Source organism: Vibrio sp. qd031, from assembly GCF_002100145.1.
GTDB lineage: Bacteria > Pseudomonadota > Gammaproteobacteria > Enterobacterales > Vibrionaceae > Vibrio.
This window is the reverse complement of record NZ_JXQD01000005.1, coordinates 63973-79298: the sequence shown is the minus strand read 5'-3', so window position 1 is coordinate 79298 and position 15326 is coordinate 63973. Positions and strand designations below refer to the sequence as shown.

Here is a 15326-nt window from a genome sequence, read left to right as displayed (position 1 = left end):
TCTGTTCATCCACTTTTAAATTGACCTAACCAAATTTAGCGTTGTTATTGATATGAACTACAACAAACACCTAATCAAATCTTGTCCAAAATGCCAAAAACCTATCTCAAGAAAAGACCGTTTTTCGCACTTCTACAGCACCAACATCACTCATTCCGCGTGTGGCGCGAACTTAGAAGTCCCTACATTAACTAATTGCGTGAATGTTGCACTCTCAGTTGCCGGTGGTCTAATGCTCACGGATCTCTTCAATTTAGGAGTGTTCGCTTATGCCATTTTACCTGCGATCCTAACGCCCACGTTGAACTTCCTATCATTTGGATACGTCATTGAGGATAAGAAGAGCAGCGGTAACAAGTAACAAATTTCCCTTGGTAATTGACGTGTGACAGAACCAGCTGCATTAAAGCGACAACCATAGTGACCCCCCTCAGACTTTTCGGGTACAAATATTGTCCAATCCGCCATTCAGAACCATAATCATTTCAATAAGTTCTAACGGATAAGAGTACATAGTCATGGATGCAAGTTACTCGATAGTTATCGCCGATGATCACCCGCTATTTCGCAACGCGTTATTTCAAGCTGTGCACATGGCCATTAGCGGCGCAAACCTACTTGAAGCGGACTCTCTGGAGTCATTAGTGCAGCTGCTTGAGACCCAAGACGAGCCAGATTTGGTGTTGCTGGATCTTAAGATGCCTGGTGCAAACGGCATGTCTGGACTGATCCAGATGCGAGCCGACTACCCAGACATTCCTATTGTGGTGGTGTCGGCCAGCGAAGATGCCAGCATTGTCACTCAGGTTAAAACGCATGGCGCATTTGGCTTTATTCCTAAGTCGAGCGATATGCGAACGCTCACCGATGCACTTAAGCAAGTGCTCAATGGCGATCCCTACTTCCCAGCAGAGTTGATCACTAACAAAGCCGCTTCTGATGATCTAGCGACCAAAATTGCCACCTTAACACCGCAGCAGTATAAGGTTCTGGGTATGCTCAATGACGGATTGCTCAACAAGCAGATCGCCTATGAGCTCAATGTATCGGAAGCAACCATTAAGGCGCACATGACAGCAATTTTCCGCAAGCTAGGGGTTAAGAACCGCACCCAAGCGGTGATTATGCTGCAACAGATGCAACCTGAAAGTTAGACATCTCCTTCTTACTGCGTTTTTTTTGCAAACACAATCGGGATATTTGATGATGACAGCTTCAAATGTCCCTTTGTTGCCCGACTAAAGTCTCCCATCGCTGTACATTATTTTTGTGTTGTAAGCACAAACTCTACTACTTACGTCTAAGTTAACATTATCACAACACGCTCATACCCGTCCCTAGCTCACAAAACTTGCTAATTATTAGACATTCTTCGACTTTTATCGCGCGACTAAAGTTGAAAAGAACTCTTGTTAAAGGATTGCTAATGTAAATGATGCAACATTTCATTAACACTCAACAAGCGTTGCACTAAGCTGCGCGAGTGACCGATAACAATACCGTAAGGAGACGGCAATGGCGTTTAAAGACGAAGCTAAAGCCAAAGCCTACTGGGACAAAAACGTGAAACTGATGATTAGCTTAATGATTGTCTGGTTTGTGGTCTCGTTTGGCTGTGGCATCTTATTTGTTGATGCACTAAACAATATACAGATCGGAGGCTACAAGCTTGGCTTCTGGTTCGCTCAACAAGGTTCAATTTATACCTTCTTGGCCATTATTTTTTACTATGCGTGGAAGATGCGACAAATCGACCGCGAATTTGGCGTTGAAGAATAGGGGCTGCTGAAGATGGATCTTAAAACCATTACTTACTTAGTCGTCGGTGCAACCTTTGCACTGTATATCGGCATTGCGATCTGGGCTCGTGCTGGATCAACTAAAGAGTTCTATGTTGCGGGCGGTGGTATTCACCCTATCGCAAACGGCATGGCAACCGCGGCTGACTGGATGTCTGCTGCATCGTTCATTTCGATGGCCGGCCTCATTGCCTTTATGGGCTACGGTGGCTCGGTGTTCTTAATGGGTTGGACAGGTGGTTATGTACTGCTTGCACTTCTCCTCGCACCTTACTTGCGTAAATTTGGTAAATTCACCGTACCAGAGTTCGTCGGCGAGCGTTTCTACTCTAAAACAGCCCGTATCGTAGCGGTTATCTGTTTGATCATTGCGTCGGTCACTTACGTTATCGGTCAGATGAAAGGGGTAGGTGTTGCCTTTGGTCGCTTCTTGGAAGTGGACTACGACACAGGCCTACTAATCGGTATGTGTATTGTATTTATGTACGCGGTTATGGGCGGCATGAAAGGCATTACCTATACACAGATTGCACAATATTGCGTACTCATTTTAGCTTACACTATTCCAGCAATATTCATTTCTTTGCAATTAACTGGCCACGCGCTTCCTCAGATTGGTCTGGGTAGTACCATGGTTGGCACCGATGTCTACTTACTCGACAGGCTCGACCAAGTGGTGACCGAACTCGGGTTTACCGAATACACCACTCATGTGCGCGGTGACACACTCAATATGTTTGTGTACACCATGTCACTCATGATTGGTACTGCGGGTCTTCCTCACGTAATCATTCGTTTCTTTACTGTGCCAAAAGTGCGTGATGCACGTACCTCGGCAGGTTGGGCACTTGTGTTCATCGCGATCCTATACACTACCGCTCCTGCAGTAGCTGCGATGGCTCGTTTGAACCTAATGGATACGGTAAACCCAGCACCTGGCCAGCACCTTGTTTATGACGAGCGTCCTGACTGGTTTAAAAATTGGGAAAAAACTGGCCTACTTGGCTTTGATGATAAAAACGGTGATGGCAACATTAACTACACTTCTAGCGCGGCGACAAACGAGCTTAAAGTGGATAATGACATCATGGTATTGGCTAACCCAGAAATCGCTAAGTTACCAAACTGGGTAATTGCATTGGTTGCTGCCGGTGGTCTTGCTGCGGCACTGTCCACAGCGGCAGGTTTATTGTTGGCCATATCCTCCGCAATATCCCATGACTTGATAAAAGGGGTCATCAATCCCAACATATCGGAGAAGAAAGAGCTGCTCGCCTCACGGATTTCAATGGCCGTCGCCATTGCGGTTGCAGGTTATCTAGGGCTTAACCCGCCAGGATTTGCAGCAGGTACGGTAGCACTGGCCTTTGGTCTAGCCGCTTCCTCCATCTTCCCTGTATTGATGATGGGTATCTTCAGTAAGAACATAAACAAAGAAGGTGCGATCGCAGGTATGATCGCGGGTATCAGTATTACTCTGTTCTACGTATTCCAACACAAAGGCATTCTATTTATTGCTGATTGGAAATACCTAGAAAGCTGGGGTACAAACTGGTTCCTAGGCATTGAGCCAAATGCATTTGGTGCAATTGGTGCCGTGTTTAACTTCATTGTTGCTTTCCTAGTATCGAAAGTAACCGATGAAACACCACAAGAAGTGAAAGACCTTGTAGAGCACGTACGTGTTCCTGCAGGTGCTGGCGACGCAATCGACCACTAATCACTTGTCTAAGCCCTATCGCAAGATAGGGCTTTCTTTTTACCAACCTTTCTACCTACGCCACAGTTTTAGACTTTGCATTTTGCTGCGGTTAAAAACTGTTCTAAGTTGTTATTATCCATAATAAAAAGTCAGTTGTATGTTTAAAAATAAACACTTTATTCTTGCTGTAGTTATTACGCCCGTTCTTGCTGTTATCGCCTATTTTGGTGTCGATCTCGCGGTATCCGAAAAACCGCACGCAGCCAAAAAAGGGGAAAGCTACAAGCTTATTAGTAAGTCCAACTGCCGTTACACCAGTGGTCTGTGTGATATGGAAAACGGTGAATTTAAAATCAAATTTCGTTCTGAGTCTCTTAGCCAACAAGGCTGGGAAATCAGCATGACCTCTAAACACGCACTGGAAGGTGTGATTGTGTCAGTCGTGGCGAACGAAAGTGAACAAGGCCAACCCATCGACATGGTGGCAAACGACACCGAAAATAGAAGCTGGGTTGCGACGCTTCCTCCTCCGTCCTCTAAAGATTACCTATTGCGCGTAGCCACAGAGCTGGATGGCACGCTGTACTTTGGTGATACCACGACGGAATTCGTGAAATACGAAACGTTATTTACCGACAAGTAAATTCGATTGATTCAATGCTACGGTTTTCCTTCCGTGAAAACCGTTTCGTTGAACAACCCAGATTGAAACCTCTAACGAATCTTCGTCACCTTGTTTGATTTTCTCAAAATAAAACCATTTTCCGCCACAATTAAAAATACCCTATTGCTACTCGATGAAACCGAGCGCTTCGCGGAAAAGCAAAACTTGATGAAAATCACCTTTTGTACCCCCTCCAACCCTCCATTAGCAAGCTCTAATTTGAATGTAGATCACAAAATTCGGCGTATTTATTGAAACTTCACTCTAATTAAATCGCGATATTTTGCGGCATATCTCGCAAAAACCGAGCAAATAGCGCAAATAACCAACAAACTGATAACATTTGAGCTGTTTTTTTAAATAACTTCTCTAAGCTTATTCTCGTACTTGGGAAAACAGGCTCCACAAAAAATAATTCCAAGACAAATTTCGTCAAAAGATTCAACGCTAACAACGCGTTGGCTAGAGCGTGAGGATACAAATGACTACAACAGCACAAGTATTCCTTTACGGGGAATTCGTGGGCTCTCTGCATAAAGAGGCCCACGCATACTCGTTTCAATATCAGCAGAACTATCATGGGCAACCGCTGTCATTGAGCTTACCTGTTAGCGAGTCGCCCTACACTCTCCCCCATTTACACCCATATTTTGCCAGTCTCGTCGCCGAAGGCTGGCTCAAAAATAAAATGTGTCGTTCACAGCGAATTGCCCATGACGACCTTTTCACGCTGCTCATAAACAACGGAGATGACTTGATTGGCGCAGTAAAGATCACAAGGGGACAGAGATGAAACAACATTTTTCTTATCAACGTTATGAGCATAGCATTGGGCAGTTTTTACCTTTTAGTGCGAGACAGTTTGAACACGAATTAACCTTACACTATCGAGGGCAGTGCATTTCTGGGGCTCAGCCCAAGTTGACGATGGAGCTGGCTCTGGATCATCACTCGGCAGAGAGTTGCGACTGCATTGTAAAACCCTCTACCCGCGAGCTCCCTTACCTAGCTGAAAATGAATTCACGACCATGACTATTATGCAGGAACTGGGGTTTGATGTTCCTAACTGTTGGCTCGCAAATTTTATCCCAGAAAGAGATAGTCCCATTGAACGAGCCTTTGTTATAAAGCGCTTTGATCGCGACAATGATGGCAATCCTATCCACCAAGAGCAACTCGATGCCGCAATGAATGCCACCTGTAAATACGGTGAGACCGACCCCAACACCGAGCATTCATACATTAGCTACGAGCGGGTATACCACTTTTTGAAACAGCATTTAGTTGCTAACCCAGTATTGGAAGATGAGTTTTATAAACGAGTGATCGCTGCCTATCTACTGGGGAATTGTGATCTACACCTGCGAAATTTTGCCATCATTTATGATGATTGTGGACATATGAGACTGGCACCGGTGTACGACTATGTCGCCGTGTCTGCCTATCCATTTATTATGGAGCCGTCCATGGCATTGCCACTGCGTCAATTTGAAGAAGGTAATCAGAATGCTTGCCCTGGGTTTGCACAGCACGGCGTTTATACAGGCCGAGACTTCATCGATTTTGGCTGTGCTATAGGACTAAGCGAAGTGACAGCAACCCACTACCTCGATGATCTATTTAGCCACGTCCCGCAAATCATTGAGCAGTATCGATGCAGTTTACTGCCCGATCATCAAATTCAAAGTATTGAACAATGGGTCAATACTGTTGCGTATCACTTTATTGAGTATCGATAAGGCGCATTCTTAACCTGAAGACGGACAGTATCGTTGCCTATTTATGCACTTAGAGCGCCTCGCAAATTGTAAAGCCGCGTCGATACGGGCAAAATAACGACTCTATTGATATTTTGGCCTTGAGTGATAACCGATGAAGACCCTATACATTGCTGCTGCATGTTTGATCTTAGTGTCTCGTTTGGTGCTTGCTCAGCAATCCATAGCATTTCCTAATTCAACATTCAGCTGCGAGAACACGCTAAAGTATCATGTCTATTTTGCGGGCATAAAAACCGGCTGGTTAATTCGTAAAGAGGTGTGGAGCGAGAGCGGAGGGGCAATATCCTCTAGCAGCTACGCTGGAATACTCGGTATAGGCACACGTTTTGAGCAGCACGCTAAGTTTGTCTGGAATGACCAAAAAGGCTTTGTCACCACGGAGTTTACTCAGGATGTCTCTGGATTCAAAAACCGTGAAATGACCGTCGACATTGCTGAAGGCGGTCATCAATCGGTGATGCTAGTGAATCAACAGCATATGCAGTTTACCAATCCTGACAGACCTATCCTGGACGTTGACACCATTTCGGCGCAACTTCGCTACATGTTATTGCAAGGTGTTGAACAATTTCAATTGACTCGACAAGCGTCAGATACGCTTGAGCACTACCGTTATAGTGTCGAACCGCAACAGACCAAACGCTATTCGCAATGGGGCGAGCTACAAGTTATTCCCATTAAGCAAAAAGGGGCCGACGAGGTTACGATGTGGTTTGCACCTAGCATGGATTACCAATTGGTTGATGCAAAATACCACTCAATGCTACTGCCAGGGTCAATGAAGTTAGTCGACAGAGTTAAGACTTGCGACTAAATACGCCCTCTATGCCGAGAGCACCATTTTCAACACACCTTTCACAGGTTTATACTAACAACGCGTTTTTAAAAGTGTTTATGCATGCACTGCAAGGAGACTGAGTGTCACAATTACTGTCGAGCATTCCCATTACTGAGCTAAAAGGCGTTGGGGCCAAAGTTGCCGAGAAACTGGCAAAAATAGATATTGTGACCTGCCAAGACGCACTGTTTCACTTACCCCATCGTTATGAAGATCGCACCACTGTTTACCCTGTTCGTGCGCTTCATGCGGGATTGTGGTGTGCGGTGCTGGGTGAGGTAAAAGCCGTAGACACCGTTTTTGCACGCCGAAAGATGTTAACCGTTAAGATCAGCGATGGCTTTGGTAGTGTAACCTTGCGCTTTTTCAACTTCACTGCAGGAATGAAAAACCAATTTAGTGAAGGGCGTTGGGTGCACGCCTATGGCGAAATCAAACGTGGACAATATGGGTTTGAGATTGTTCACCCCGAGTTTAGCTTTCAGGCAGACAGCCAAGCGCCAACCACTAAAATCGAGAGTTCATTGACTCCAGTCTATCCCACTACAGATGGACTTAAGCAACTCACTTTACGTGCTATTACCGAACAAGCGCTGTCACTGCTCGATTCAATGGCGGTTCAGGACCTATTGCCAGACAACCTATATCCACAGCAGATAAGCATTAAGCAGGCCCTGCATACCCTTCACAGACCGCCACCCGACACCAATCTGGCGCTGTTTGAAAAAGGACAACACCCTGCTCAATTGCGATTGATCATCGAAGAGTTACTGGCGCAGAACCTGTCTATGTTACTTGTTAAAGCACAAGGACATCAGCATGCTGCATGGCCTATTGCCACATCAACGTCATTAAAGCCGCAACTGCTCGCCAATTTGCCTTTTTCACCCACCAACGCACAAAGCCGAGTCGTCAGTGAGATAGAAAGCGACCTAAGACAATCACACCCAATGATGAGGTTGGTACAAGGTGACGTTGGCTCGGGAAAAACCTTAGTCGCTGCATTAAGTGCGCTCAATGCTATCGAGCAAGGCTATCAAGTAGCATTAATGGCCCCAACAGAACTGCTTGCAGAGCAGCACGCGCTCAACTTTGAACAATGGTTATCACCACTTGGTGTCCAAGTTGCATGGCTAGCGGGTAAAGTGACGGGTAAAGCCAAACAGCTGCAAATAGAGCGTGTTGCCAGTGGCGAAGCCAAAATGGTGGTGGGCACCCATGCGATCTTCCAAGAGGCGGTTAGCTTTGAAAAACTGGCGCTGGTGATCATTGATGAACAGCACCGATTTGGCGTTCATCAACGTTTAGAGCTAAGAAATAAAGGCCACCAGCAAGGCGTCTACCCGCACCAGCTGATCATGACCGCGACACCGATTCCAAGAACGCTCGCCATGACCGCTTACGCTGACTTAGAAACGTCCGTCATTGATGAACTGCCACCGGGTAGAACACCCATCCAAACCGTGGTGATCCCCGACTCCAAAAGACGCGACATTATCGAGCGCATCCGCAATGCATGCCTAAGTGAAGGCAAGCAAGCTTATTGGGTGTGCACATTGATTGATGAATCGGAAGTATTGGAAGCACAAGCGGCCGAAATAACCGCCGAAGAGTTGAAGCTACTTCTTCCCGAGCTTAACATTGGACTGGTTCATGGCCGGATGAAGCCCAAAGAGAAGCAAGCGATCATGCAGCAGTTTAAAGATAACCAGCTGCATCTTTTGGTCGCAACCACCGTGATAGAAGTCGGCGTGGATGTGCCTAACGCCAGTCTAATGGTGATTGAAAACCCTGAACGTTTAGGCCTTGCTCAGCTTCACCAATTACGTGGCCGCGTAGGGCGAGGAAAAGTCGCGAGCCACTGCGTACTGCTCTATCATCCGCCACTGTCCAAAACCGCTCAAAAGCGCTTAGGGGTACTTCGTGAAAGCAACGACGGGTTTGTGATCGCACAAAAAGATTTAGAGATCCGCGGCCCTGGCGAACTACTAGGCACCAAACAAACCGGCATTGCCGACCTAAAAATCGCCGATCTCATGAGAGACCAAGCACTGATCCCTTTAGTCCAAAGGCTCGCCCAACAACTCCACACGCACCACCGCCCACAATGCGACAAAATCATCGAGCGTTGGATGCCAAGAAGAGAAAACTACACTAACGCCTAACTATTGGGGTCAGAGTCAATTGACTCTGACCCCATTAGTTACGAGAATTGCAATTGGGCGATTGTTGGCAAGCGTGACGTACAAATATGATCGTCAAACTCAAAATCAAACCAAATATCGCTGCTAATACAATAATAATTGCCCCATTTGAGTTAGCTTGTGTTCGTGGCATATTAGGTGCGTTCAACACTTGAACAACTGAAAAATCCTCATTCAACAACAGTGCTTCAGCAATCTTCAAATTATCCGCAATGATGTTTAGATGCTCAGTTTCTTGAGATGTTGCGAGCGACTCAACGACTTTACTCTGCACTTTAACTTCAGAATGTAACCGCGCTTTGTACACGGTGTTTAGCTCGCCAACAAAATGACTAACTGCAGTATACGCATCCTTTGCGGTCGACCGCTCAACGGTCGCAGTATAAACACCAGCTCTATCGACCGACACGGTTGGAAACTCGAAATCATCCTCAAAGTCGATTTTCATTTGGTTTTGAAACGATTCGCTAGAGATAATAGGAAGGATATACTTTTCTATTCCCGGCTGAAAATCAGTATTCCAGTGTGGCCCCGTTGAAACAATGAATGATACTTTGGATTGGTAGATAGCTGGTTGTAGCTTTACATACGTTGCGGCAATAAAAACAACTATTGCAGTCAATATTGCTATTAACCATTTGCCTCGCGAAATAATGATGAGACATTCACGAAGATCGATCTCTTCTTCATGTTGTGAGTAGGTAACGTTGAGAGAGTGTTCACTTGATTGTTTAGGTTGATTCGCCATTGTATGAGAAAAGCCGCTTCACGATGTTAATCCGTTAATTCTAACACAAGCACGACCTATTAACGGTTGAAGGAACTTTTGATTACATTTTTGGTGAATTAATTGGGGTCAGAGTCAATTGACTCTGACCCCAATTCTTCAAATATGGCTTGGTAGGCTTCTAAACGCGTTTGCTTATCTTCGCCTATTGCCTCATAGAGAGGGTGAGGCGTGATTAAGTCTGAGGGTTTTCCCAGTGCATTCGTGTGGTAACTACTCCACTTATAGTCGATTGGCTTAGACACCATTTCAGCCCGTACTGGGTTCATCTCAATATAATGTGAAACCACCCATAAATAGTGCTGAGTATCCACAGTGGATGCTTTAAATCGCCCTTCCCACAAGGTTCCAGTACGTTCGTGTTTACGGTTGAAGTAAAGCACATACGCGCGACCAAGAGACTGCATCATTTTCGAAATCCCATCTTGGCTATGAGGGGTACATAACATATGTACATGGTTAGACATTAACACCCATGCATGAATATGGACCTGATATTTAAGGGCGTACTTGTTCAACCAAGAGAGGTAAGCATGCCTATCCATGTCATCTACAAAGCAAGCTTGACGATTGTTGCCTCGCTGAATCACATGTTGAGCCATTCCTTGTGGCATATTTCGCAATTGTCTAGCCATGTCCTGTCTCGCTAGCATTTTAACAATGCAAAACACTAGAACATATTTGGTTAAATCGTAGAGCAAACAAACGAATGATCTTCGAGGCAAACCTCATTTTTGGATGAAAGAAAAGGGGTCAGAGTCAATCGACTCTGACCCCAAGCATGGAACTTGAATGGACAAATCATGAAGCAAGTAAACGAATTACCTTCGAGGCAAACCTCAATTTTAGACAAAAAAAAGGGGGCAGAGTCAATCGACTCTGACCCCAAGCTTTAAGCTTACTTATACTTCAGAACAGCCCCATTCTGGGAAGTGCTTGCGTACGTAGGCATTAAGCTCTTTCTCAGCAGCGCTGTATTCACGAGCGTTCTGATCGGCTTCGCCAGCAATGCTAGCCACCATACCAGCACCAACGGTTACGTTAGTGTGACGGTCAATGACAACAAATGCGCCAGTTTGCGGCAAGCTGTCGTAGTGGTCGACAGCTACTTTGTCCGTAAGTGAAATATCAGACAATGCGATTTCGTTTAGCTCTAAAATTTCAGCGTTCTCGGCGTGTTGCTTCAGCGTGTTGACATCGATCTTGTGATCGATTTTCGACACCTTACCTGTGCAAGACTTAGTCGCGAACTTAAAGATGTACTCTTTGTGGGTGCGCATTGGATTCTCATCCATCCACACAACGTGACCAGACAGTTTGTTAGTAACCGCAGGCTCATGACCTGTATGTACCAACATGTCACCACGAGAGACGTCAATTTCATCTTCAAGGGTAATAGTGATCGCTTGACCTGGCTGAGCACTGTCTAGTTCACCGTCGAAGGTAAAGATTGATTTGATGCGAGACGTCTTGCCCGATGGAAGCGCGGTAACTTCGTCACCAATCTGAACGATACCTGAAGCAAGAGTGCCACAGAAACCACGGAAGTTAAGGTTTGGACGGTTAACGTACTGTACTGGGAAACGCATGCTCTCAAGATTTTTATCTTGATCAATTTTAACCGTTTCCAAAAGCTTCATCAGAGTAGCACCTGGGTACCAGTCCATCTCTTCACTTGGCGTCACAACGTTGTCGCCTTTAAGCGCAGAAATTGGCACAAAACGAATGTCGTCAATATTGAAGTTTTGCGCCATTTCGCGGTAATCCGCTTTGATCTTTTGGTAAACGTCTTGGCTGTAATCCATCAAGTCCATTTTGTTGATGGCAACAATAATGTGCTTAATGCCTAGCAAGCTACAAATGTAACTGTGGCGACGAGTTTGTGTTTGAATGCCGTGGCGGGCATCAACCATCACAATGGCCAAATCACAGGTAGACGCACCAGTGACCATGTTGCGAGTGTACTGCTCGTGTCCTGGAGTATCGGCGATAATGAACTTACGCTTGTCTGTCGAGAAGTAACGGTACGCAACATCAATGGTAATGCCTTGCTCGCGCTCAGACTGAAGACCATCCACCAACAACGCTAAATCGAACGCTTCGTCTGTGGTGTTGAACTTTTGCGAGTCTTTCTCAATCGCAGCCATTTGATCTTCGTAAATAAGCTTACTATCAAATAGCAAACGACCGATAAGCGTAGATTTACCGTCATCTACGTTACCGCATGTTAAGAAACGCAGTAAGTCTTTATTTTCATGGACTTTTAAGTACGCTTCTATATCTGTAGCGATTAAGTCTGAAGAATGTGACATTTCATATCCTTGTTTTTTGGGAGGCGAGGAGCGGGGACGCTTCGCTGCGGGGAGCGGGTGGACGATTGTCCTTTCTCACTACAGTTGCGTTAGGCCCCTGGCCTAAAAATTTAATTGTTTTTAGTTCATTCGTTTCTTGTTGTGGGTAATTAGGGCACCAATCATTCTTGATATGGTTTCACACTCAGTTGTTAATTGGTTAGCGTCCTTCTGGGCTATATGCCCAATTCGCTGGCCAATGATCAACTGCGTTTTTAACTCACCCACAGAACCTTTTGCGATTGACAAAAAGTTGATTTTTTCTTTTGAATGTATCCGTTCACAGCCTTCAGCAATATTGCTAGGCACAGACACCGCACTACGGCAAATTTGGTCTTTAAACCCAAAATCCCGTGTACCTTCAAGCAGTTGATAAACACGAACCGAAACTTCAACACTCCTTTGCCAAACTTCCAACGATTCGTAATTCACCCCAACTCCTTTAACTGTTTATCATGAGACTTACGAAACCCCTCGCTCCCCGAAGCAACAGCGCCCCCGAAGCAAAGCGTCCCCGCCCCTTTAACTTGCGTAAAACTCCATCAACCGACGCACAAACTCACCCTTCTCGCCCACCGGTAATTGATTAATCCCCGCAGCGGCCTTGCGCCCTCCCCCTGTTGGGAAAGACGAACATATCTCATCGGCACCGGTTCTGTTGCTCAGTGGGGCACGAACACTCACAGTGTAGTCTTCCCCATTCGCATTCAGTGTTAACACACCATGAGCCGTACTCGGAGCCAAATTTGCCAACTCATTACCAAATACGCCGCTGATTCGTCTTGCCCATGCTTCACACGGCAGTTCAAAGACTTTTGCGACTGCACTGTCTTGAATCGGTGTTAACGCTTCAACATTGGCATAATCGGACTCATACCCTTTTTTAAGCACGTAATAAGGGGAATCTTTGTCGTCACGCAGTGCCAAAGGACAATCAAATTGACGCAATGCCTGATAGAGCTCTGCAGGAGCAATATGCAAATCGTCTAGCGTCGCGCCATAACCGTTATAGTTAATGAGCGTGCCTAGTTCTTTTAGAAACTCGACGTCGATATCGCTAAGCCCTAGCTCTTGCGCTAGCGCATTTGCACGTACAAACATGTTATCGCCAAACGCGCCGACGACAGCCCATTTTGCAAAGGCTCCGTTTAGGTGTTTGTTGATCAGCAAACTGGTACAGGTTTCGGCATCGAGGTCGATTAGCGCAGTAAGGCAGTTCGACGCGGGTACGTCGCCATGACGGTGATGGTCGCAATAAAAGACAGGGATCTCTTGCTCTAAAATCGCATGCAGTGGCTCTAGGTTCTTCTCCATAGAGATATCCAATGCAGTCACACCACTCACATCGTTTTGATTGGCAACTTGGGACAGCAACTTAATGTCACGTTTAACGCCAGTAATAAGCTTAGTCTTGAGAGGATTGGCCAGACGAATTTGCAACAACGCGCAAATCCCGTCGGCATCACCATTAAACACATCGTAATGCATCATACGGCTCTCCCTTGAGACGACGTACCTTCCTCTGACGAGAGGTATCCCAACCGTTTTAGCTCAGCAACGACAAACTCCGCACACTCTTCTACCGATTTACCTTCTGTTAGAAGGTGAATTTCTGGAGAGGTTGGTGCTTCATAAGCAGAGTCGATACCAGTGAAATTTTTGATTTCACCGGCTCGCGCTTTTTTATAAAGGCCTTTAGGATCGCGCTGCTCACATACAGAAAGCGGCGTATCCACAAAGACTTCCAAAAACTGGCCATCTTCGACTAATGCGCGAGCTTGCTCTCTGTCTGACACAAATGGCGAGATAAACGCAGTAAGCACTAGCGTGCCAGAATCGACAAACAGTTTAGCGACCTCACCAATGCGGCGAATGTTCTCAACACGATCGGTATCCCCAAAACCCAAGTCTTTATTTAGGCCGTGGCGTACATTATCGCCGTCGAGTAGGTAGCTGTGCTTGCCTAGACTGAGCAACTTGCTTTCAACGGCGTTGGCCACTGTTGACTTACCCGAGCCACTTAGCCCCGTAAACCACAAAATAGCCGGCGTCTGTTTTTTCAATTCAACTCGGTCTTCATGAGTCACCGTGGAATTATGCCAAACCACATCATCACTCACCGAGTCATTATCTTTTCTTTGATAAGGAGAATTCATAATATACTACACAAAGGTTATTCCAAACGAAGTGTGGGTATCCCCCACTCGAAGGCGAAGCCGCCCTCGCCTCTCGCTCCTCGCCCCTAAAAATACCCTTCGCGCTTTTTCTTCTCCATCGAACCAGAAGAGTCGTGGTCAATCGCTCGACCTTGGCGCTCAGACGTTGTCGTTAGCAGCATTTCCTGAATGATTTCTGGCAGAGTTGCAGCATCAGATTCCACTGCACCAGTCAGTGGGTAACAACCCAATGTACGGAAGCGAACCATTTTCTCTTCAATCACTTCGCCTTCTTTCAGCTCCATGCGGTCATCATCTTTCATGATAAGCATTCCATCACGCTCAATCACTGGGCGCTTAGCAGACAGGTACAAGCCTGGGATTTCGATGTCTTCTAGGTAGATGTACTGCCAAATATCGAGCTCGGTCCAGTTAGACAAAGGGAAGACACGAATCGATTCGCCCTTGTTTACTTTACCGTTATAAATGTTCCACAGCTCTGGACGTTGGTTTTTAGGATCCCAACGGTGGTGTTCATCACGGAACGAGTACACACGCTCTTTTGCGCGAGATTTTTCTTCATCACGACGTGCGCCACCAAAGGCTGCGTCAAACCCATGTTTGTCGAGGGCTTGTTTAAGACCTTGAGTTTTCATAACGTCGGTGTGCATAGAACTGCCGTGAGTAAATGGGCTGATGTCCATCGCCAACCCTTCAGGGTTTTGATGCACAATCAACTTCATGCCTAGCTTTTTAGCCATGTAGTCACGAAATTCAATCATTTCTTTGAATTTCCACGTAGTGTCTACGTGCATAAGTGGGAACGGCGGAATGGCAGGCGCAAACGCTTTTTGCGCAAGGTGCAACATTACCGACGAGTCTTTACCCACCGAATACAGCATAACCGGGTTATCAAACTCGGCCGCGACTTCACGCATAATGTGAATCGACTCAGCTTCCAGCTGTTTTAGGTGAGTCATTCTTTCTGGAGAAATTTTCATTCCGATTTCCATTTTAGATAGTTGTGCCCTAAGAACCTTAGG

At 45.9% G+C, this 15326-nt stretch carries 16 protein-coding genes; 9 read left to right on the top strand and 7 right to left on the bottom strand.

Going from position 1 to position 15326, the window contains the following annotated elements; genetic code table 11:
- Positions 1-52: 52 nt before the first annotated feature.
- The 9 genes from ST37_RS19690 to recG all read left to right on the top strand — a co-directional run bounded on the left by ST37_RS19690 (position 53) and on the right by recG (position 8950).
- Positions 53-361, top strand: a complete 309-nt coding sequence (locus tag ST37_RS19690) for a hypothetical protein (RefSeq protein WP_143698123.1) — start codon at positions 53-55, stop codon at positions 359-361.
- 157 nt (positions 362-518) lie between these two features.
- A complete protein-coding gene (locus ST37_RS04310) occupies positions 519-1154 on the top strand; it encodes a response regulator transcription factor (protein ID WP_084884086.1) in 636 nt (211 codons plus the stop codon).
- A gap of 361 nt (positions 1155-1515) precedes the next feature.
- Positions 1516-1779, top strand: coding sequence for a DUF4212 domain-containing protein (locus ST37_RS04305; RefSeq protein WP_084884085.1), 264 nt, complete (start codon positions 1516-1518; stop codon positions 1777-1779).
- A gap of 12 nt (positions 1780-1791) precedes the next feature.
- On the top strand, positions 1792-3519 hold the full coding sequence (locus ST37_RS04300) for a sodium:solute symporter family protein (protein ID WP_084884083.1): 1728 nt from the start codon (positions 1792-1794) through the stop codon (positions 3517-3519).
- Positions 3520-3658: 139 nt separating this feature from the next.
- Positions 3659-4144, top strand: coding sequence for a hypothetical protein (locus ST37_RS04295; RefSeq protein WP_084884082.1), 486 nt, complete (start codon positions 3659-3661; stop codon positions 4142-4144).
- Positions 4145-4646: 502 nt separating this feature from the next.
- The gene (locus tag ST37_RS04285; RefSeq protein ID WP_084884079.1) at positions 4647-4958 is read left to right on the top strand and encodes a HipA N-terminal domain-containing protein; all 312 of its coding nucleotides are present in this window, start codon (positions 4647-4649) and stop codon (positions 4956-4958) included.
- The gene (locus ST37_RS04280) at positions 4955-5905 is read left to right on the top strand and encodes a HipA domain-containing protein (RefSeq protein ID WP_084884077.1); all 951 of its coding nucleotides are present in this window, start codon (positions 4955-4957) and stop codon (positions 5903-5905) included. The genes ST37_RS04285 and ST37_RS04280 overlap by 4 nt, the downstream gene beginning before the upstream one ends.
- Positions 5906-6038: 133 nt before the next feature.
- The gene (locus ST37_RS04275; RefSeq protein WP_084884075.1) at positions 6039-6761 is read left to right on the top strand and encodes a hypothetical protein; all 723 of its coding nucleotides are present in this window, start codon (positions 6039-6041) and stop codon (positions 6759-6761) included.
- A gap of 104 nt (positions 6762-6865) precedes the next feature.
- Positions 6866-8950: an ATP-dependent DNA helicase RecG gene (gene recG, locus ST37_RS04270; protein WP_084884073.1), complete on the top strand. Its 2085-nt coding sequence runs from the start codon at positions 6866-6868 to the stop codon at positions 8948-8950.
- A 34-nt stretch (positions 8951-8984) separates the two neighbouring features.
- Here recG and ST37_RS04265 read toward each other — a convergent pair whose 3' ends face one another.
- The 7 genes from ST37_RS04265 to cysD all read right to left on the bottom strand — a co-directional run bounded on the left by ST37_RS04265 (position 8985) and on the right by cysD (position 15284).
- Positions 8985-9737, bottom strand: coding sequence for a Wzz/FepE/Etk N-terminal domain-containing protein (locus tag ST37_RS04265; protein WP_084884072.1), 753 nt, complete (start codon positions 9735-9737; stop codon positions 8985-8987).
- Positions 9738-9835: 98 nt separating this feature from the next.
- Positions 9836-10411: a transposase gene (locus tag ST37_RS04260; protein ID WP_084884165.1), complete on the bottom strand. Its 576-nt coding sequence runs from the start codon at positions 10409-10411 to the stop codon at positions 9836-9838.
- A gap of 267 nt (positions 10412-10678) precedes the next feature.
- Positions 10679-12088 carry a sulfate adenylyltransferase subunit CysN gene (gene cysN, locus ST37_RS04255; RefSeq protein ID WP_084884069.1) on the bottom strand — a complete coding sequence of 470 codons (1410 nt, stop codon included), beginning with the start codon at positions 12086-12088 and terminating at the stop codon, positions 10679-10681.
- Positions 12089-12208: 120 nt separating this feature from the next.
- Positions 12209-12559 carry a four helix bundle protein gene (locus ST37_RS04250; RefSeq protein WP_084884068.1) on the bottom strand — a complete coding sequence of 117 codons (351 nt, stop codon included), beginning with the start codon at positions 12557-12559 and terminating at the stop codon, positions 12209-12211.
- A gap of 90 nt (positions 12560-12649) precedes the next feature.
- The gene (locus ST37_RS04245; protein WP_084884164.1) at positions 12650-13615 is read right to left on the bottom strand and encodes an acetyltransferase; all 966 of its coding nucleotides are present in this window, start codon (positions 13613-13615) and stop codon (positions 12650-12652) included.
- The gene (cysC, locus tag ST37_RS04240) at positions 13615-14283 is read right to left on the bottom strand and encodes an adenylyl-sulfate kinase (protein ID WP_084884067.1); all 669 of its coding nucleotides are present in this window, start codon (positions 14281-14283) and stop codon (positions 13615-13617) included. The genes ST37_RS04245 and cysC overlap by 1 nt, the downstream gene beginning before the upstream one ends.
- An 86-nt stretch (positions 14284-14369) precedes the next feature.
- Positions 14370-15284, bottom strand: coding sequence for a sulfate adenylyltransferase subunit CysD (gene cysD, locus ST37_RS04235; protein ID WP_084884066.1), 915 nt, complete (start codon positions 15282-15284; stop codon positions 14370-14372).
- Between the last annotated feature and the right edge of the window lie 42 nt (positions 15285-15326).